The following is a 19,639-nucleotide window of genomic DNA, read 5'->3' on the forward strand; positions in this document are numbered from 1 at the left end:
CATGGCCGGTAACTCCAGGCGCAAGGGTGCCATGCGCAACCCTGGTTCGAAGAAGGGCGCCGTTGTCGGCTCCGGTGGCCAGCGGAAGAAGGGCTTGCAGGGCAAGGGACCCACGCCGCGAGCCACCGACCGCGAGCACCACCCCGCCGGGCGCAAGGCCGCCGCCGCGACCAAGGCCGAGCAGGCCAGGGCGCGGCGCAAGGGCGAGTCGACCAACTCCGAGTACGTGGCCGGGCGCAACCCGGTGGTGGAGTGCCTGCGCGCGGGCGTGCCGGCCCAGGCGCTGTACGTGGCGCTGGGCATCGAGACCGACGAGCGGGTGACCGAGGCGGTGCGGATGGCCGCCGACCGGGGCATCTCGGTGCTGGAGGTCTCCCGGCCGGAACTGGACAAGCTCACCGGCGGCGCCATGCACCAGGGCCTGTCCCTGCAGGTCCCGCCGTTCAGCTACAGCCACCCGGACGACCTGCTGCAGATCGCCCGCGACTCCGGCGTGGCGCCGCTGCTGGTGGCCCTGGACGGGGTGACCGACCCGCGCAACCTGGGTGCGGTGATCCGCTCCGCGGCCGCCTTCGGCGCGCACGGCGTGGTGGTGCCGCAGCGGCGCAGTGCGAGCATGACGGCGGTGGCCTGGCGGACCAGCGCGGGCACCGCGGCCCGGTTGCCGGTGGCCATCGCGGTCAACCTCAACCGCACGCTCAAGGACTGGGCCACCGCGGGTCTGATGGTGGTCGGCCTGGACGCCGACGCCTCGATGAACATCGACGAGCTGGAACTGGCCACCGGTCCGCTGGTGGTCGTGGTCGGCTCCGAGGGCCGGGGCCTGTCCCAGCTGGTGAAGAAGCACTGCGACGCCACCATCGGCATTCCGATGGCGCCGGGTGTGGAATCGCTCAACGCCTCGGTGGCCGCCGGTGTGCTGCTGGCCGAGGTCGCCCGTCGCCGCCGGGCGGCCGGGCGGATCTGACCATCCGGACCTGGTTGCTCCGATAGGGTCAGCGGGCTGCACCGTGACCCGAGGTAGAGATGTCTTTCGTCAGCCCGCTGTTCCTGTGGTACTTCATGCCGCTCACCCTGGTGGCCTTGCTTGTGCTGCCCAGGACCTGGCGCAACGGCGTGATCGCGGTGGCCAGCCTGGTCTTCTACGCCACCGGGTCCGGCTCGTCCACGCTGTTGCTGCTGGCCTGCATCGTGGTCAACTTCCTGGCCGGACCGCGGCTGGAGCCGAAGGAGCACGAGCCGGAGCAGGCCGCCAAGCAACGCCGGTACGTGCTGATCGGCGTGATCGGCTTCGACGTGGCGATCCTGCTGGTCTGGAAGTACCTGGGCTTCGCCACCGAGCAGCTGGCCGGACTGGCCAGGCTGTTCGGCGGCGACTTCCCGGTGACCCACCTGGCGCTGGTCATCGGCATCTCCTTCTTCACCTTCCACCACATCTCCTACGTGGTGGACATCTACCGCGGTGAGCGCCCGGCACTGCGCAACCCGGTCTCCTTCGTCACCTACATCGCGATGTTCCCGCAGCTCGCGGCCGGTCCGATCGTGCGCTACCGGGAGATCTCCGACCAGCTCCCGCAGCTGCGCACACACCGGCTGGACGACATCGCCAGCGGCTTCCCGCGTTTCGCCCTCGGCCTGACCAAGAAGGTCGTGATCGCGGACACGCTGGCGCCGATGGTGGACGCCTGCTTCGCCACCCCGCCGGACAAGATGACCTTCGCGGTCGCCTGGCTCGGCGCGCTGGGCTTCACCCTGCAGCTCTACTTCGACTTCTCCGGCTACTCGGACATGGCCATCGGCCTGGGCCGGATGCTTGGCTTCCGGCTGCCGGAGAACTTCGCCCGCCCGTACTCCTCGGTCACCGTCACCGAGTTCTGGCGGCGCTGGCACATGTCGCTGTCCCGGTGGTTCCGCGACTATGTCTACATCCCGCTCGGCGGCAACCGGCACGGCACCGCGCACACCTACCGGAACCTGGCGATCGTGTTCGTGCTGACCGGTTTCTGGCACGGCGCGAACTGGACCTACCTGGTCTGGGGCGTTTACCACGGCATCCTGCTGGTGATCGAACGCGCCCGCCGCTGGGACCGCCCGCCGGCCACCGTCGGCCACCAGCTCGGCCGTCGCGCGCTCACCCTGCTGCTGGTGATCATCGGCTGGATCTTCTTCAAGTCGACCACCCTGGGCGCCGCGTTCACCATGCTGGGCAACATGTTCCTGCCGGACTTCACCGGCCTCACCGACAGCGTCGACGCCGCGCTGACCAACCAGCGCCTGCTGCTCCTGCTGCTGGCCATGGTGATCGTCTTCCTGCCGGCCCGCCCGCTGGGCCCGTACCTGGAGTCGGTGCGCTCGCCCCAGGCCACCGCGCTGCGCATCACGGTGCTGACCGTCGGCCTGGCCTACTCCGCGATCCTGGTCGCCACCGGCACCTTCTCCCCGTTCCTGTACTACCAGTTCTAATAGGTGTCGCGCTGACCAGCCATAACACCCCCCCGTGCTGACTCAGGCCGTCTCCAGGCCGTCCCGGGTGACAGCGGTTTCGGCCTGGGGGTCGCTGCCACCAAGAGCCCGGTCAATCGCCTGACGGGCACGCTCCGCGCTCGACGGCAACAGGTGCGTGTACACGCGCATGGTGAACGCCGGATCGGTGTGCCCAAGCCACTCAGCGAGAGCCTTGATCGACTCGCCTGCATCAAGCAGAACCGAGGCGAACAGGTGCCTGAGCGCATGCACCCCATCTTGTCGCTTCACCCGAGGTACCTTTGCCCTTGCCACGGCCGGGTTCCATACCCACTGGTTGAACACCTGACGCCGCACCGCCTTACCGTCTTGGTTCACCAAGATCAACCGGACGGTTTCCGGCTCACCGTTCGGTTCCAGCCACGGAAGGGTCACTTCTACGGGCGGGAACGCCTCCATGTGGGTGTCAAGATCACGAAGCACGGCAGGCGAGATGGGGACCTGCCTTTCCTTGCCTCCCTTGGGTGGAGCGAAGACCGCAACGTTGTCCACCCAGCGCACCTGGCGAACAACGTTGAGCATTTGCTCTGACCTGTCAATGTCCACATCGGACACACCGAAGATCTCGCCCTGCCGCAGGCCGCACCCGGCTCCCAGCGGAACAACGATCTTGTACCGCTGGCCGAGAGCAAGACGAACGGCGGCAAGCTTGCTCATCGACCAGGGGACTACCTTCCTGGAGTCGGGTTGTGGCCGGGTGATGCTCTTTGCCTTGCAGGGATTCTCGCTGATCTTCTTGTCATCCACAGCAGCGCTGAAGATCGCGGACAGGTACACAAAGGTCACCGCCCGCGTTCCACCGGCAAGCTTCTTACCCTGCATCCAGCGCAGCCAACCTCGGATGTGCGTCGGCAGTACGGAGCCGATCTCATGTTCACCAAGGTACGGAAACACATGGTTACGCAGCCTCCATTCCACCGAGTTTCGCGTTGTGCCGTCGAAACATTGCTCTCCGAACCACTTGTTCGCGAATGCGCGAACAGTTACGCGTCCGGCGGCTGGGTCGACGTACTTCCCGCTCCGCTTGTCGCTCTCCACCTCAAGTAGGAAGTCTTCCGCCTGCTTCTTGCACTTGTCCCGGAACGACTTCGAGCGTTCGTTGCCGTCAAGATCGAAATACCGGGCTCGGTAGCGAAGCCCCTTGCCATACAGCTTGGTTCTCTCCCGGATCTGTTTGCCTGTCTCGGAATCCTCTGTTGTCTTGAACCAGCGATCTTCAATGTGTGCCATCGTTCGTGCCTTCCTGTGTGGTGTTGCCGAAAGATTCAGGCCACTTCGTCAGCGGCCACCCATGCCCTGACTACGGCGGGATCGAAACGCAGGTGCCGCCCGACTTTCCGCCCGCGTGGCCCGGTGCCCTTCCACCGCCACTGGTAGAGGGTCTTGAGCGGCACCCCGAGGAACCCCGCTGTCTCCTCAGCGGTCCACAGCCGGTCGATTGACCTGACGTTGTCCATAGCTCCCCCCTCACGCCGCTTGACCGGTTGCCGAAAGATCCGGCGGTGTCGGTGGGTCGCCCCCGCTGGCCGCCAAGAGCGCGGTCTTGTACTGGGCCTTCCACCTCAGCCGTTCGGCGACCGCGTGCATGAGCAGGTGCGCGCGAGGAGGCACATCCGCATCACCGGGCGCGACCTTCTGCCACACCACCGAGGACGTGTTGCCCCGGTCGGTGTCGGGGGTGATGCCGACGTCGGTGAGCAGTTGCCGAACAAACTGGGTCCGGTCATGCCGGTGATCCGCAAGGGACTTGCCCGACCACTTCCGCGAGACCAGGACCCGCCGCCCCGGCAGGCCGAGGGTGGAGCGGCGGTGCGCCTTTCCCTTGCAGCGCCCCGCAACCAGGTTCATCCGAGCACCGGCCGGTTGGATGCCATAGAGCAGCCACACCGCGCACCGAGGCGAGCACGGAGTGACCGCCAGTTCTTCATGCAGCCGGTCGGCGTGCCGCCGCTGACGTTCCGTCTTCTCCTCGTGGCACTCGCTGATCGACTTCGTCAGGTACTTGGTCAGGTAGCCGATGTGCCGCCCAGACTCCTCGGTGCCGCCCAGGATGCCCTTGGAGTGCACCTGTGCCCCGAACCGCACCACGTGCGCCGGAACGTCGTCCTCAGCCCCGGGAAGCGCCTGCACCCAGGTCGGCAGTGCCTGCCGGGTGGCCGGGTCGACGAAGCCCTTGGCCCGGTCGCACCAGACCGGCACGGCCTCGCCGGGGTAGACCAGCTCGTCATGCTTGGGCCACCACACCTGGTGATAGGTTCCCGCGGTCACCAGCCGCACCAGCTCATGCGGGATCGCACCACGCAGTGCCGCGTGCCAGTGCGGAGCCAACCTGCGTTGTGGTTCAACGGTGGAGAAGTACTGCACCTCATACCCGACCGCCCGGCGCAGGTTCTGCACCCACCGGTCCAGCAGGGCGGCGAAGTGCACCGCGTCCCGGGCGGCCCGCCGGTAGTCATAGCCGTCGGGGTTCACCGGGGTGCCGTCATCGTGGACCCGCCCATAGGAGTCCAGGGTCAGCGTGAGGAACATCGACGGGCGGAACCGTCCGGCGTACTCGCGGCCGAGGGTGTGCTTGGCGACCTTGCGCCGGGGCAACTCCGGCACGTCCTGCTTACGCCGGGTCGAGCGCTTCACGGGCTTGGCGGCCGGAGCGTCCAGGGCCGGGAGCTTGCCCCGCACCCCAGCCTCTCTCAGCTCAACGTCAACCGCCGCAACGGCTTCCCGCAGATCCTCCATTCCGGACTCGTCGCCCTCGGCCCGTGCGCTCTGGTAGTCCGCCCACAGGGTGGACCGCAGCTCTGTCAACGCGGTCTGGTCTGCGGTCGGTTCGGCCGGGGTGAAGTCGGGTTCCTCGCCCAGGTGCCAGCCTTCCCGACACTGGGCCATCCGCAGCTTCCGGGCCTTGTCCGCGCACGGGGCACAGACGGAGGCCACAGTGGACCCACAGGCCACCGGCAGCACATCCACGCGACCAGTGGCATAGTCCAGCCGCCGTTGCGCCAGAGGCCGGACACAGACGCCGTTGGTCTCGGCCAGGGAACGCACCACGTCCAGGGCCAAGGGTTGGCGCATGCGATCAGCGCGGGTCATATGCAGGCCTCCGGCCGGCATATCCTCACCGGCCTCGGTCACGTGCTCGGCCATCACCACTCACCCCCACACGGGGTGAAGGCCACAGCCAGGCCGCAGCCGGGGCAATGCCCGTAGGCGCAGTCATCCTCAGCCCGTGTCCGCGTCCGGCAGCCACACCACAAGTCATGCAGCCACCCCGGCATTGCGGCAACGCCGTCGACCAGCCTGGGCACCACATCGGCGCGGGGCGGGATCACCTTGTGCTGCAAGACATCCAGTGCCCGCGCGATCCGGGCCTGTTGCTCGCGGGAGAGTCGCCGGGTCATGCCGCCACCTCCCCGTCCACGTCGTACCCGCCGCCGGGGAAGGGCAGCACCTCCGCGTGGACCACGTCGCGCCCGGTCACGTAGTCGACCAGGCGCGCCAGGTCGGCATCGGCGACGTGGAAAGCCCGTGCCCGCAACGGTTCCTTGCGTCCATCGACCTTGACCCAGGCCACGCCCGGGGTTGCCTCGCTGATGTCCTGGGCCGCCGCACCGCGTTGCCGGACACCCTCGCCCAGCACCATGTCCACCTGGGCCGCCTCATCCAGCCGGAGGGCGACCTTGGTCCCGAACAGATGCCGGAAAGACACGATCTCCTTGCGCGGGTCCTGCACCGAGGCGACGACGGCGAAGCCGGGGGCACGGCCTTGAGAGGCGATGGTCTGCACCGCCCGCGCCGCGCGTTCCCGCAATGCCTTGTCGGTCTGGTATGCGATCACGTCGGCGAGTTCGTCGATCACCAGCACGGTGAACGGCTCTCCGGTGCCAGGCTTGAAGCGCCGCAGCAGGCCCCGGTACCGCTGTGCCCGCTCCTTCAACTCCTCGGCCAGGGCTTCCAGGACCTCTACGGCTTCTGAGCCGTTGGTGTAGGCCAGCCGGTGAAACAACTCCGGCGCCTGCCCCAACTCCATACCGCCCTTGGGATCGATGCCCACCAGGCGCACCAGCCCGGCCCGAATCGCCGGAGCCAGAGCCCAGATCAGCGACCACATGACCGAGCCCTTGCCCGCGCCGGTCGAGCCGACCATGAGGAGGTGGTTTCCCAACAGCCGCAACGTGAACGGCCGACCGGTCTCGGTGCGCCCCACGATCAGGCGCTTGAGGTCAACCGCGGAATCCTTGGCAGCCAGCCCCGGCACCGGGATCGGCCGGGCTAGCGGGTCACGGTGGATCATGTCCAGTTCCAGACGGCCGGGCTTGCGGACCCGCACCCGACAGGCAGTCGCACCGAAGGCATGGGCCAGGCCGGAGGCCCGCAGCTCCCACTGCTCCGGGGCCTGGGCCTTGACCATCCGGACCCGGACCCGGTCCCGCCACCCGTCGGCCCGGACGCGGCCGAGCTTGGGCCGGTACTCCGCGCCCCGCACGGACTTGGTGAGATCGGCCAGGCGCATGACCGAGCGCCACTGCCAGCCGTAGACCGTGCTGCGCCGCCACTCGGTGCGGACCTGGCACCAGCAGAATCGCACGAACGAGGATCGGTGTCCCCAGGCCCACCAGCCGAGCCCGATCCCTGCCACCGCAACGAGAAACGCGAGATTGCGCCCGCCGAGCTGGACGTAACCAACCCAGCCGAGCAGCGGCCCGAACAGCCCGACGGGGTAGCGCACCGTCAGGTGCACCGTCCGCACGGCCAGCCAGCCCGCCGACCACACCAGGGCAACCGGCAGGAGGGCGAGCTTGGCCCAGGTCGGCAGGAGCGTCCACCAGGGCAGCCGGGGCCGGGTGATCTCTAGGGCCGCCGGTTCGGCCAAAGGCTTGCGGGAGAAGGCCATCACTGCTCACCCCGCCCAATGCAGGCGACGCAGCGGAAGACCTGCGAGCCACCGAGCACGCGACCTGCGGGCACGAAAGCGGCCGTGCCGATCCCACACGGGTGGTTGCACCCGAGGCAGGTCAACCCGTCCGCTTGGGCCTCGGTGAGCTTCATGCGCTGCACCGCAGCCCCGTCCAGCTCGACCGGGTAGATGCCGATCGTTTGCAGCCGGGCCAGCAGCCCCGACCACACCCGAGCCCGGGAGAACCGCACCCGCCGGGGCAGGGAGGCATCCTCAGTCGCGGCATTGATCACGTCGGTGAAGTCCAGGGGCAACCAGCCCTCACAGACCCCGCACTTGTGGTCTCCAGGCAACATGCGGGCGTACTTCCCGCAGGTGGAGCACCTGTGTTGACCTTTTCGGGGGACCCCGCCTAGCGGTGAGGTTCCGTCACGTCCTACAGTCATTCTTGTTCACTTCCTGAGGTTGTGGACGGCACAAGAGCGGCGAGGTTCCTAGGCCATGCAGCCGCTCTTGTGTCTTTCTTTCTGTTACACCGCAACAAGACGTGCGGTATCGTCACGTCACCCGAAGGTCCGTGTCTGTCCTTTGTGGACTGTCTCTTGTGGACTTATCGTTTCGTCTTCGGCTGTTCCGTCACGCTCCTTCCGTGCCGGACCAGCCAGGCTTCGCACGGGCGGCAATAGTGCTGTCCGTCCCGCAGGCGCGTCCATTGGCCGCACACGCCGGAGCAGTGCCGCCAGGACACCCGCACCCGCAACGGCCTCAAATGGGCGTAGGGGGCATCAGCGGGGTTCCCCCGCCGGATCCAGTTGCCTAGCCTGAACATCACCACCGCCTCACGTCGAGGTTCGTGGGAGGCACGAGGAGCGGGAACCACGGCTACCACCAACGGAGCCCGCCCCCGTGCCGACTCATTCCCCGTCACGTATCGCGTGCTTGCTCGCCCCGGACACCACCTCGCCCGCCACCACTCCGTGCACGGCGAGCCGGTCGCGGTAGGCCTGCGCGGAATGGAACGCGAACGTCTCCACCGCGTCCAGGAACTCACGCGCGACCGTCACCAGATCCCGCGCCACACGCACACCCATAGCCGACCCGTGGACGTCCTCCGACACCGCGATACGCACCGCACAGCCACCGTCCACAATCGACAGCACCGGCTGCCCCTGAGCCAACGTGCCGAGGGTGACCACCGTGCTCTCATCCGGCCTGACCCACACCTCAAGACTCATGCCCGATCACCGGACCTGACGAACTCGTCCTTCTCCGCCGCCAGCACCGTGGTCAGCAGGTCATACAGCCGCTCGACATCCTCCAGATCCATCGTCACCTTCAGCCGCACAAGCGGCCCACCGAACCCCAACGACACCTCACCGTCCTCACCGGCCACCACGATGATCTTGCTCTCGGCATAGACGGATACCTCCAGATCCATGCCCAGCTCATCCCGCGCCATCACGACCAGTCCGCCTTAAACTCACCGGAGCCAGGCTCGACAGCCGCGCGTTTGCGACTCTCGGCCGCCAACGCCATGTCGCCGTGAAGCCGGTCGAAGTCGACGCGGTCCAGCGCCACAACAATCCTCTGCCCCGGACCGTCGAAGGCAAGCAACAGGTGCTCGTCATTCCACGATTCGACCCGGATCGCGCTGTTCTTGTAGACCGTGATCGAGCAGTCGGTGTAGAAGTGATCCGGGTCGACCACCACGTGAAGGCTGCTCATGCCAGATCACCCACCAGTTCCCGTTTCTGCATGACTAGGCCGCCTTAGAGGGGTCAGCCGTCTTGGCTTCGGCAGGTTTGGCCGCCGGAGCCTTGCCCGCATTCGTGCCCGCGGACTTGAACCCGGTCGCCCTGAACAGCCAGCCCTGATACTTGTACTCACCGCTGCCAGACACACGCGCCTCAACCGTCAGCCCGTCCAGCTCGATCTGCCGCATGCCCATTCCCGGCACCAGTTCGGCCGTGGTCGGGACCGGCTGAACGTTGGCGACGAACGTAATCTGGAAAGACGCCCTCTTGGCCTTCAATTCGTCCGGGTCGGTCACCGTGCCGACCCACTGACGCTTGCCCGTCACCGGGTCAACCTTCTGCCGGGGCTCCCTGTTCTTGTTCTCCTGATACTCGAAGTCCGGCGCGATCTCGCCAATCAGCACCAGGCCCTTGGGAAACGCAAGATCAAACGGTACCTCGAATCGGTGCCCCTTCGGAATCGCCATCTCAACCAACCTCGTTTTCAGTGTTCGACTTCGGTGTGACCAGTTCCGTAAGGCCACGCGTCAGTACGCCAATTAGAAGATCCAAGGCGTCAAGGTCGACTACCAGGGCAACCGGAAAAGCATTCCCGAATCGCACCTCAACGCGGTCAGCGAAGCTGAGGGTTCTCAAGCGAACAGGCAGGTCTCTTGTGACATGCAGTACCACTACGTCGGCCATTGTGTTCAGTCGACCGAGGTCGAACTTGCCCTTGCGCGTTGCGCTCTCTGGATATCTCTGCCGAGGTTCATCCCGCTCGCCCTCCCATGTCCGTCCTGCTGTTCCTGGCACCTACTACTTTCGGCCAGGACGGGGGACGCGCCCACCACGCGCTGGGACTTCTTGGGACGTCCCTGGTACGCTGAAGACGTCCCTAGCGTCCCTTGGAGGTGCCGCGTGCCGAACGAACGACTACGAGATGCCCTGCTCAGGAAGGGTTTTTCGCCTGCTGACGTGGCGGACAAGCTCCGAGTTGATCACAAGACGGTTGAACGCTGGATCACCAAGGGGCGGACGCCCTATGCGAAGTACCGGCACTCGATCTCGGTTCTTGTTCACGAGTCGGAAAACTATCTATGGCCTGACGCCATTAAGTCTGAGCGTAGCGCGGAAGTCGCTGAGTCTGAGGTGGTGAAGGTATACCCGCATAGGCACACTCTGCCGCGTGACGTGTGGGACAAATTGCTTCGCGGATCCAATGAGAGGATCGACGTACTAGTTTACGCTGGTCTTTTCATGACAGAAGACCCCGGCATGATCAAGAATCTTCGCGGAAAAGCTATGGCCGGGACCCGAATTCGCATTGCGCTCGGAGATCCGGATAGCGAAGAAGTTGAGAAGCGAAGCTTGGATGAAAACATCGGACCAGGGACTCTAGGTGCGAAAGTTCGCAACGCCCTCGCCTTTTTTGGGCCTCTAAAGGGTGAGTCTGGAATTGAGATCCGCTGCCACTCTACTATCCTCTATAACTCCATATACAGGTTCGACCAAGACATGCTTGTCAATACTCACGTATACGGATTCATGGCTGCACATGCCCCAGTGATGCACTTGCGTCAGCTTTCAGTTGGAACCCTCTTTGAGACTTACTCGGAAAGTTTCGAAGCAGTTTGGAAAGATGCAAGCGCTCCCAAGTGGTAGCGGCTTACATTAGACAGAAAGGTTTCCCGTGGTCCGCAAAGACTTCTACAATGACCCCGCCGCTCCCGCTGCAAATAGCATTACCGTGGCGGTAAGTGTGGTTGTTCAACAGCCTACGGGTGAAATCCTGCTCATTCGTCGCACAGACAACAACTTGTACTCTATTCCTGGGGGCGGACAGGAAATCGGCGAGACTCTAGCCGAGACCGCCGTGCGCGAAGTTGCGGAGGAAACGGGGATATCCACGCGAGTTGTTGAGCTGATCGGTGTCTACTCCGACCCCAAGCATGTGATTGCTTACACGGATGGCGAAGTAAAGCAGGAGTTCTCTATCTGTTTCCGTGCGGAGCCTATTTCGGGCGAGCTTCGCACGAGCAATGAATCGAGTGATGTCCAGTGGATTTCCCCAGAGGACATTGAAGAATTGGACATGCACCCGTCTATCAGGCTGCGCATTGAACACGGACTGGCGCGGCTGGAAAAACCGTTCTTTAGCTGAGTCTAGATCCGCCCGCTTGTCAGGCGCTTATGAGTCCGGTCCACTGCTGCCCGTATCTCTGACTCCGAATTGTCGATTGATCGGGATACCAGGTGGCCCGGACCATAGCGCTGACGGATCTCATGCAGTCGCTCATCCACGGTTGTGTGCTGCCCGTGTGGAGTGGTTGTCATATCGGCCCACCACAGTGCATCCCTAAGCGCCGTGCGCTCATCCGGGAACCTCTGAATTTCTGATTCCAGGTTGCGCAATTTCGCTTCTTCGATCGCGCCAGAATGACGTGCAACCAATGCGCAAACTCGGCTATCTGCACCCAGGCTTTCCAGGTACGCAGCGCCGTCAAGAGGATGGAATTCGGTGTCGACTAGATCAGGGGCATAGCCGATATCGTGCAACATTGCTGCTGCGACAAGTAAGTCGCCGTCTTCGCTGAACAGGTGAGCAGATTCTCTAGCGCGAGCTGCGACGCCTTGCACGTGTGCCCACCGTCGGGGCAGGACGTCAGCAAGCTGTTCACGGGTGATTTGCTCCGCCCACTCGCTCATCCGCATGAAGCCACTTTACTAGCGCATGGCGCGTCTTGCTCAACGCCTGTCCGTGTTCGCAATCTTCACCGCGTCTGTCCTGCTGCGTTGCCGAATTTGGCTCTATGGGATCAAGGCGCGCCGCCAAGCGGCGCGCGGCGGGTGGTCGCGCTGGCTTCGCTGGGCACACCCATCCGGGCACGGCCGCCTACCGCTCCGCTGCGGCGGCCGACCCGTCGGCGCGCCCAGCGAACCGGCGCCCACCTGCCGGGCCGGGTAGCCGCGCGCCGCCCCCATCACAGCCAACCCGTCCCGCGGAATTACCTGCTCCGACCTGGCACTCAGCATGTCCCGAACGCCCCGGCCGGCATACCCCTTCGCGTGTATCCACACGAAGGACCATGCAGGCCGAGACGCCCAGGCCACACCGAGCACTTCCCAGCCAGGTCTTTCAACCCCCTGGATCACCCTGCGACGGCAACTCACGTCGATCCCTCACCTCCGCCTTTTTATTGTTTAACACCGGAATTACGGCATCAAGAGCGCCTACGGCGTCGCTACGCGATGGACGCAAGCGCCCACTCTTGACACCTCCATTCCGGTGCTAACTGCCGCCGGGGCGAAGGAAAGGGGAGGCGAGAGGTTCCCACTCTCTCCCTCACCGCCGTCGACCCACCAGGGAGGCACCACATGAACCGCACCCGACGCCCCGGCCCCGGACAGCTCCCACTGTGGACCGACCAGCCCAGCCCTAAGCCGGTCGGTCCCCGAGCCTGCCGCTACTGCCTCACCTGGTTCAGCCCGATCACCCGGTCGACGACGCTGTGCCCGCCCTGCGTGATCTTCGAGGCCAAGACTGAGGAGCTTCAGGCCGCCGCTCGCTGCGTCACCAGCCCGCGCCCTGGACAGCTCATGTTGATCTCCGACCGGGCCGCGTCGAGCATGATCACGCGACCCGCCAGGCCGTCTACAGGCCGTGAGACGTCGGGTACCGGCGAGAACTGTCGAGAACTACAGAGAAGTGTTTTCGCAGCTCAGGCCCCCAAAAGCATCTTTCGCTGCTGTTCGCGGCGGCAAGGACTCAGAACTACCAATTCTGAGCCCGGCCCGGTCCTGCTCCCGGTGTGGTGAGCGAGAACACCGCGAGCTGTCCGGGACCGGCCCGTTACCTGCGCCGATCGGGTGAGTGCAGGTCAGAGCCTCGGTGACCTCTGCCACGAGCAACGTTGGCAAGTCTGCTGAATCGTTCAATGGTCTATACCATTCGGAGCTGGGTCCCACCGGACCCGCCGCCGCCGCTTCGGAAGAGACCATGTCGCAGAGCACGCTCGTCCCCATTCCGCCCACGGCCGCCGACAGTCCTGCCGACCCCGCCGCGTTGCTACCGCGGCCACCCGGTGACGAGGAGGTGTACTGGTACTTCGGGCCGCAGCGGCGCTGGGTGCTGGTGCTGTCCTCGCTCTCGTTCGTTTTCACCGCGGTCGCGTTGTTCCAGTTCTCGGTGCGCACGCCCTGGCTGTGGCTCTTCCTCGGGGTGCTCGTGCTCAACGTCGCCGGAGTGGTGATGTCGTTGCTGGACAACGGCAATCCGCGGCGGGTCAGCCGGGAACAGCACGATCTGCTGGTCCGGGTGTGGCGGCCGGCGGTGCTGCCCAGTGTGGATGTGTACCTGCCGACCTGTGGTGAGCCGATCCCGGTGCTGCGCAACGCTTATCAGCACGTGTCACGGCTGGGCTGGGACGGTCGGCTGCGGATCTGGGTGCTTGATGACGGGGCGCGGCGGGAGGTGCGGGAGCTGGCCGCGGAGTTCGGGTTCGACTATGTGGTGCGGCCGGATCGCGGGCACCTGAAGAAGGCCGGGAACCTCAACCACGCGCTGACCGTCTCCGCCGGCGAGCTGATCGTCATCCTGGACGCGGACTTCTGCCCGCGCCCGGATCTGCTGGTGCACCTGGCACCCTATTTCGAGGATGCCGGGGTCGGCATCGTGCAGACCCCGCAGTGCTTCGCCACCGACGCCTCGATGAACTGGCTGCAGCGGGCCGCGGGCGCGGCGCAGGAGTGGTTCTTCCGCTGGATCCAGCCTTCGCGGGATGCCAATGACGCGGCGATCTGCTGTGGCAGCAACGCGATGTACCGGCGGGCCGCGATCGAGGAGGTCGGCGGGTTCGCCAAGCTGGACCACAGCGAGGACATGTACACCGGACTGGCCCTGCTCGGCCGCGGCTACCGGACCCAGTACCTGCCGTTGTTGCTGGCCAAGGGCTTGTCGCCGGACACCGTGCCCGCCTTCGTCAGCCAGCAGTACCGCTGGGCCATGGGCAACCTGCACCTGCTCACCGCACGCGAGGTGGTGCGGGTCGGGGCCGGCCGCCGGTTGCTGCTGTCGTACTGGAACGGCGTGGTCAGCTACCTGCTGACCGCGGTGAACGTCTTCGCCGCGCCGCTGCCGCCGCTGATCATGCTGGCCCTCACCCCAGGGGATGTCCGGCCCTGGCACATGTTGCCGTTCCTGCTGCCGGTGTGGACCTGGCTGGTGCTGATCCCGGCGGTCTCCCGCACCCGGTGGAGCATGCAGGTGATCCGGGCGCACCAGCTGGTCGGGTTCGCCAGCGCGGCCGCGGTCTGGCACACACTGCGCGGGCACGGCGCGACCTGGGTGCCGACCGGGGTGAGCCAGGGACGCGGCGGACTCGCCCGCCGGGTGAGCCTGATCGCCTTTGCCTGGCTGGGAATTACCACCTTGGCGGGCTGGATTGGTTTCGCCGCAGGGGTTTTCGCCTACGGGATCGGCAACTACTGGGCACTGGCCGGGTATCTGCTGGTGCAGGGCTACCTGAGCGTGCCGTTGCTGGTGGACCTGGCCAACTCGCTGTGGCGGCCGGATCGGCAGTCGATCGGGGCCGGGAACCGTTGGGCGGCAACGGCCGCGCACCGGAGCTGGCCGGAGCTGCTGGCGATCACGGTGACGCTGGGCATGTTCGGGCTGCTCGCCTCCGGTCTGGTGGACGGGATCCTGTGATGCCGGATTACCACCCGGGCCGCCGGGCCGATATCGAGGGCCTGCGCGCGGTGGCCGTGCTGACCGTGCTGGGTTTCCACGCGAGCGTGCCGTTCTTCGGCGGCGGGTTCGTCGGCGTGGACGTCTTCTTCGTCATCTCCGGTTTCCTGATCACCGGGTTGCTGCTGGCCGACATCAGCAGCGCGGGCGGCTTCTCGCTCAAGGAGTTCTACGCGCGCCGGGCCCGGCGGATCCTGCCAGCGGCCGGTGTGGTGCTGGTCGTGGTGGCGGTGCTGAGCTGGCTGCTGCTGCCGCCGTTGCGGGCCAAGGACGTCGCCTACGACGTGCTCTTCGGCGCGCTGAACCTGGCGAACTGGCGGTTCGTGGCCAACCAGACCGACTACCTGGCCGCGGCCCGTGAGCACAGCCCGGTGCTGCACTTCTGGTCGCTGGGCGTGGAGGAGCAGTTCTACCTGGTCTGGGCGCCGCTGCTGCTCGGCCTGGCCGTGCTGGCCCGCAAACTGGGGCGGCCCGCGGTGCCGGTGATCGCCGGGGTGATCGGGCTGCTGACGGTTGGCTCGTTCCTGCTGTCGGTGCGCTGGACGGCGAGTTCGGAACCCCTGGCCTACCTGGGCTCGCCGACCCGCGCCTGGGAGTTCGGTTTCGGCGCGCTGGCCGCGATCGCGCTGCCCTGGCTGCGGTTGCCGGGCCTGGCGCGCTGGGTGCTCGGCTTGCTGGGCGCGGGCGCGATCGTGCTGGCCACTGTGTTGTTCAGCTCGGCGACCGCCTTCCCGGGTTCCGCGGCGCTGCTGCCGGTGCTGGGCACGGTCGCGGTGATCCTGGCCCAGGGCAACGGGATCGGCGGTTTCCTGAGCACCAGGCCGATGCGCGCGATGGGACGGCTGTCCTTCTCCTGGTACCTGTGGCACTGGCCGGTGCTGGTCTTCGCCGAGGCGGTCTCCGGGCAGCTGGTCTGGCCGGTGAAGCTGGCACTGGTGCTGGCCGCGGCCGGACCGGCCTGGCTGACCGCGAAACTGGTCGAGCAGCCGGTGCGGTTCTCGCCGACCATCTCGGCGCTGCCGGTGCGCGGACTGGCCATCGGGGTGACCGCGGTGCTGCTGCCGGTGGCCGCCGGACTGGTCACCGGCAGTGCTGCGCAGCGGATGATGGGCGGCGGGATCACCGAGCTGTCCGCCACCCTGCCACTGGCCGCCGCCGACGGCCCGGACCTGCTCACCGGCCCGGCCCCCGGGCTGACCCCGCCGGTGGACCGGGCCCGCGCCGACGTGCCGCCGGTGCCGGGGTGCGAGCTGTTCCCGGCCGAGGTCACCGGGCCGGAGTGCCTCTTCGGTGATCCGGCCGCGCCGCAGGTGCTGCTGATCGGCGATTCCCATGCCAGTCAATGGTTTCCCGCCGTCCGGCAGCTGGCCGAGCGGCGTGGCTGGGCGGTGCGGGTGCGGGTCAAACAGGGCTGCCCGCTGCCCGAGCTGACCGTGTACAACCCGACCCTGGGCCGGGCCTACACCGAATGCGACACCTGGCGGCAGCGCACCCTCGACCAGGTCGCCGGGACCAAGCTGAAACTGGTCTTCCTGGCCTCGCTCAACCAGTACACCGCGGACCAGGACCTGCTCGCCGCGGCCTGGCAGCGCAGCCTGGACCGGCTGGCCGCCACCGGCGCGCCGCTGGTGTACCTGCGGGACACCCCGTTGCCGGGCAAGGACATCCCGTCCTGCGTGTCCGCGGACCCGGCCGCGTGTGACTTCCCGCGTAGCCAGGCTCTGCGGCCGGATCCGCTGGTCAACCGCGCCGGACTGTCCACAGTGGACATGAACGCGGTGCTGTGTCCAGGGGAGAGCTGCCCGGCGGTGCGCCAAGGCGTGCTGCTCTACCGGGACGACTCGCACCTGACCGCCACCGCGGTCGCGCTGCTCGGCCGCCGGGTGGAGAAAACCCTGGAGCGGCAAGGACTGCTGCCGCCGGTGTGGCAGCAGGTCTTCCGCGAGGACTTCGACGGACCGGACGGGTCCGCACCCGATCCGCGGCGCTGGCAGCACGCCACCGGCACCTGCTACCCGGGCTGCCCGGCTCCCCAGTGGGGCACCGGCGAGATAGAGACCATGACCGATTCGACCGGCAACGTGCGGCACAACGGCAAGGGACAGCTGGCCATCACCCCGATCCGGGCCGACGGCCAGTGGACCTCGGGCCGCCTGGAATCCGCGCGCACCGACTTCCGCGCTCCGGCGAGCGGGCAGCTCCGGGTCGAGGCGGAGATCAAGCTGCCCGAGGTGGGCCAGGCCGACGGCGCCGGGTACTGGCCGGCGTTCTGGCTGCTCGGCGACGGGGTGCGGCGGGACAACACCGGCTGGCCGGGCGTCGGCGAGATCGACGTGCTGGAATCGCTCAACGGCCGCGAGTCGGTCTTCGGCACCTTCCACTGCGGCGCCCTGCCCGGCGGTCCGTGCCAGGAGCCGATGGGCCTGGGCAGCGGGGAAACCCCGTGCGCGGGCTGTCAGCGGGACTTCCACCGGTACGCGATCGAACTGGACCAGGGCAGGGGCGAGATCCGCTGGTACCTGGACGGGCGGCAGACCTTCGCGGTCAGCCGCGACCGGGTGGGCGAGCCGGCCTGGCGGCAGGCCACCGACCACGGGTTCTTCCTGATCCTCAACGTGGCCATCGGCGGCCGCCTGGCCGGGGATCCCAACGCCGCCACCGCCTCCGGCCGTCCGATGCTGATCGACTCGGTGACCGTGGCTACCGGCTGAGCGCGCTCCAGCGGGCCGTCATCGCCTCGATGGCCCGCTGGGCGGCGGCCGGGGTGACCTGCTCGGGCAGGTCGATGGTCAGCTTGGCCGCGGCCTCGGCCAGCGCCCGGTGCCCGGCCGTGCCGAGCAGGGTGGCCAGGTCGATCCGCTGCAGCAGCTTCTTGGTGATCGGGCGCTTGGCATCCCAGAACACCAGCGCGGACAACAGGGTCGCGGTGGTCTGGCCGCGCAGCAACGCGGTCAGCACCGCGGCCTCGGCCAACTCGGCGCAGGAGAGGAAGTAGCAGGTGTCATCCAGCAGCACCGGCCGGTCCTCGATCGGCGCGACCAGCCGGAACTCCACCTTCTTGTACATCCCGGAGATGGCCACCTTGTACGGCGCGAAGGTGTACTCGCCGATGCCGAACACGCTGAACCGGGGCCGGGCGCGGTAGATCGCCGAGCGCCGGTTGTCCAGCGCCTCGGCGTGCGCGAGCAGGTAGCGCCACAGCTTCGGCGCGGTGCCGGCCAGCGCGGCGGTGTCCTCGCCCAGGCTGCGCTGCGGCAGCACCAGCCTGCGCCGGGCGGTGGTGGTGTGGCCGTGCACCAGGTCCGAACTCTTGAGCAGCGGGTACAGGTGCTCGTCCTCGATCGGCGCCGGCCCGGTCAGCTCCATCACCGCGGTGGCGTCGTGCTTGACCCCCTGCCGCCACTCCAGCTGGCAGGCCCCGTCCGCCGCCGCGGTCCGGTCATAGGCCTCGACATCGGCCACCAGCCGACCGCGGACCAGGCCGAAATGCCGGGAAGGCGTTGCCGCGTCGAGAGAATCGTAGAGCGCGCAGGTGTACTCGCCCGGGGTGTCGCCGAGCCGGAGGGTGAGCAGCCCGGCGTCCACGTTGGCCCCGAACCAGCGGTGCGAGTCGATCAGCCGCAGGGTGGCCGCCTCGACCGGGATCTCCTGCTCCGCGCAGTGCCCGAGGATGTTGCGGGCCACCTGGGTCTTGCACAGCAGCGCGATGGTCGGCCGGTGCCCGCGCAGTTCGGCGAGCAGCTTCTGCCAGATGTACTCGGCCACGTCGAAATTGGACTCACCGGTGCGCGCGGCCATCCCCGGCCGGTTGCGGGTGTTGGCCTTGACCGGCACGTTCGCCGAGCCGAACCGGGTCAGATCGGCCATGGTCACCCACGGCGGATTGCCCAGCACCAGCAGCTCGCCCTCGGCCGCCCAAGGCAGGTCGGCGCCCAGGTCCAGACCGAACACGCACTGCTCGCGGATCTCGCCGTGCGCCCTGGCGAGTTCGGCGTGCGCGGGCTGGATCTCCACCCCGATCCGTTGCGGCACACCCAGTTCGGCCGCGGCGGCCAGGAAACTGCCGGTGCCGCAGGTGGGTTCCAGCACCTTGCGGTAGTCCCGCGGTGGCAGCGTGGCCAGCACCGCGCGAGCCAGCGTCAGCGGGGTCTGGAAGTCACCGAACTCGTTGTTGGGCAAGAAGGGTCCGCCATTCTCGGTCAAGCAGACCGTAGTGCACGTCGTCGGCGAAACCGTCCCCTTCCCACCACGCCTCGCGGTGCCGTCCCTCCTCGGTGAACCCCGCCGCCAGCGCCGACTTCTGCATCGGCACGTTGCGCACCCCGGTGACCAGCCGGACCCGGTGCAGCCCGAGCACGAAGAAGGCGTAGTGGCAGATCACCCGCAGCGCGTCGGTGGACAGCCCGCGCCCGCGGAAGTCCGAGCGCAGCCCGATGCCGATCTCGGCGTTGCGGTGGTGGTAGTCGATCGCCCACAACGTGACCGACCCGGCCAGCTCCCCGTTCTCCTCGATCGCGAACGTCGCGCTCTTGGGCAGCGGTTTGGAGTGATGGTCATCCACCGGCTCCCACCCGGCCAGCACGGTCTCCATCGGCACTGGGAACCAGGGGGCGGAGGAACTGAGCATGAAACCGGGCACGTCCGCGCGTTGCTCGGCGAAGAGCACCGCGATGTCATCCTTGGTGCAGGGCCGGAGCACGATCTTCTCGCCACGCAGCATTCGCTGAGGCTAACTCCGGC

Annotated in this window: 19 protein-coding genes; 6 read left to right on the top strand and 13 right to left on the bottom strand. The window is 67.2% G+C overall.

Annotated elements, in window-relative coordinates; all coding sequences use genetic code 11:
• Position 1 precedes the first annotated feature (1 nt).
• Positions 2-967, top strand: coding sequence for a 23S rRNA (guanosine(2251)-2'-O)-methyltransferase RlmB (rlmB, locus tag MZC64_RS08135; protein ID WP_247761359.1), 966 nt, complete (start codon positions 2-4; stop codon positions 965-967).
• A 59-nt stretch (positions 968-1,026) separates the two neighbouring features.
• Positions 1,027-2,463, top strand: a complete 1,437-nt coding sequence (locus tag MZC64_RS08140; RefSeq protein ID WP_247761360.1) for an MBOAT family protein — start codon at positions 1,027-1,029, stop codon at positions 2,461-2,463.
• A 42-nt stretch (positions 2,464-2,505) separates the two neighbouring features.
• Here the strand turns inward: MZC64_RS08140 and MZC64_RS08145 are convergent, their stop codons facing one another.
• The 10 genes from MZC64_RS08145 to MZC64_RS08190 form a co-directional block, all read right to left on the bottom strand.
• Positions 2,506-3,753 carry a site-specific integrase gene (locus MZC64_RS08145; RefSeq protein ID WP_247761362.1) on the bottom strand — a complete coding sequence of 416 codons (1,248 nt, stop codon included), beginning with the start codon at positions 3,751-3,753 and terminating at the stop codon, positions 2,506-2,508.
• Positions 3,754-3,788: 35 nt separating this feature from the next.
• Positions 3,789-3,980 (bottom strand): AlpA family transcriptional regulator, encoded by a 192-nt coding sequence (locus MZC64_RS08150; RefSeq protein WP_247761364.1) that lies wholly within the window; start codon positions 3,978-3,980, stop codon positions 3,789-3,791.
• A 10-nt stretch (positions 3,981-3,990) separates the two neighbouring features.
• Positions 3,991-5,595, bottom strand: a complete 1,605-nt coding sequence (locus MZC64_RS08155; protein ID WP_247761365.1) for a replication initiator — start codon at positions 5,593-5,595, stop codon at positions 3,991-3,993.
• 71 nt (positions 5,596-5,666) lie between these two features.
• Positions 5,667-5,921, bottom strand: a complete 255-nt coding sequence (locus MZC64_RS08160; RefSeq protein ID WP_247761367.1) for a hypothetical protein — start codon at positions 5,919-5,921, stop codon at positions 5,667-5,669.
• A complete protein-coding gene (locus MZC64_RS08165) occupies positions 5,918-7,414 on the bottom strand; it encodes an FtsK/SpoIIIE domain-containing protein (RefSeq protein ID WP_247761369.1) in 1,497 nt (498 codons plus the stop codon). The genes MZC64_RS08160 and MZC64_RS08165 overlap by 4 nt, the downstream gene beginning before the upstream one ends.
• On the bottom strand, positions 7,414-7,773 hold the full coding sequence (locus tag MZC64_RS08170; RefSeq protein ID WP_247761371.1) for a hypothetical protein: 360 nt from the start codon (positions 7,771-7,773) through the stop codon (positions 7,414-7,416). Before MZC64_RS08170 ends, MZC64_RS08165 begins: the two co-directional genes overlap by 1 nt.
• 558 nt (positions 7,774-8,331) lie before the next feature.
• Entirely contained in the window at positions 8,332-8,652 is a 321-nt protein-coding gene (locus tag MZC64_RS08175; protein ID WP_247761372.1) for a hypothetical protein, read from the bottom strand.
• Complete coding sequence (locus tag MZC64_RS08180; RefSeq protein WP_247761374.1) at positions 8,649-8,876, bottom strand: hypothetical protein; 228 nt, start codon at positions 8,874-8,876, stop codon at positions 8,649-8,651. The genes MZC64_RS08175 and MZC64_RS08180 overlap by 4 nt, the downstream gene beginning before the upstream one ends.
• A complete protein-coding gene (locus MZC64_RS08185) occupies positions 8,876-9,142 on the bottom strand; it encodes a hypothetical protein (RefSeq protein WP_247761375.1) in 267 nt (88 codons plus the stop codon). The genes MZC64_RS08180 and MZC64_RS08185 overlap by 1 nt, the downstream gene beginning before the upstream one ends.
• 34 nt (positions 9,143-9,176) lie before the next feature.
• On the bottom strand, positions 9,177-9,638 hold the full coding sequence (locus MZC64_RS08190; RefSeq protein ID WP_247761377.1) for a hypothetical protein: 462 nt from the start codon (positions 9,636-9,638) through the stop codon (positions 9,177-9,179).
• Positions 9,639-10,071: 433 nt separating this feature from the next.
• Here MZC64_RS08190 and MZC64_RS08195 point away from each other — a divergent pair, with 433 nt between their 5' ends.
• Together MZC64_RS08195 and MZC64_RS08200 are read left to right on the top strand one after the other, a co-directional pair.
• The gene (locus MZC64_RS08195) at positions 10,072-10,815 is read left to right on the top strand and encodes an XRE family transcriptional regulator (RefSeq protein ID WP_247761379.1); all 744 of its coding nucleotides are present in this window, start codon (positions 10,072-10,074) and stop codon (positions 10,813-10,815) included.
• Between the two features lie 28 nt (positions 10,816-10,843).
• On the top strand, positions 10,844-11,314 hold the full coding sequence (locus MZC64_RS08200; RefSeq protein ID WP_247761385.1) for an NUDIX domain-containing protein: 471 nt from the start codon (positions 10,844-10,846) through the stop codon (positions 11,312-11,314).
• Positions 11,315-11,316: 2 nt separating this feature from the next.
• Here MZC64_RS08200 and MZC64_RS08205 read toward each other — a convergent pair whose 3' ends face one another.
• Positions 11,317-11,865, bottom strand: coding sequence for an HD domain-containing protein (locus tag MZC64_RS08205; RefSeq protein WP_247761387.1), 549 nt, complete (start codon positions 11,863-11,865; stop codon positions 11,317-11,319).
• Between the two features lie 1,285 nt (positions 11,866-13,150).
• Between MZC64_RS08205 and MZC64_RS08210 the strand changes: the two genes are divergently transcribed.
• Positions 13,151-14,860, top strand: coding sequence for a glycosyltransferase family 2 protein (locus MZC64_RS08210; protein WP_247761389.1), 1,710 nt, complete (start codon positions 13,151-13,153; stop codon positions 14,858-14,860).
• Positions 14,860-17,610 carry an SGNH hydrolase domain-containing protein gene (locus tag MZC64_RS08215; protein ID WP_247761391.1) on the top strand — a complete coding sequence of 917 codons (2,751 nt, stop codon included), beginning with the start codon at positions 14,860-14,862 and terminating at the stop codon, positions 17,608-17,610. Before MZC64_RS08210 ends, MZC64_RS08215 begins: the two co-directional genes overlap by 1 nt.
• On the opposite strand, the gene MZC64_RS08220 is transcribed toward MZC64_RS08215, so the two are convergent.
• Both MZC64_RS08220 and MZC64_RS08225 read right to left on the bottom strand, forming a co-directional pair.
• Positions 17,600-19,078 carry a hypothetical protein gene (locus MZC64_RS08220; protein WP_247761393.1) on the bottom strand — a complete coding sequence of 493 codons (1,479 nt, stop codon included), beginning with the start codon at positions 19,076-19,078 and terminating at the stop codon, positions 17,600-17,602. The two genes, MZC64_RS08215 and MZC64_RS08220, sit on opposite strands and share 11 nt — an antisense overlap.
• Complete coding sequence (locus MZC64_RS08225; protein ID WP_247761395.1) at positions 19,056-19,619, bottom strand: GNAT family N-acetyltransferase; 564 nt, start codon at positions 19,617-19,619, stop codon at positions 19,056-19,058. The genes MZC64_RS08220 and MZC64_RS08225 overlap by 23 nt, the downstream gene beginning before the upstream one ends.
• Positions 19,620-19,639 lie beyond the last annotated feature (20 nt).

Source organism: Crossiella sp. S99.2 (assembly GCF_023094165.1).
In the GTDB taxonomy this organism is placed as follows: Bacteria; Actinomycetota; Actinomycetes; order Mycobacteriales; family Pseudonocardiaceae; genus Crossiella.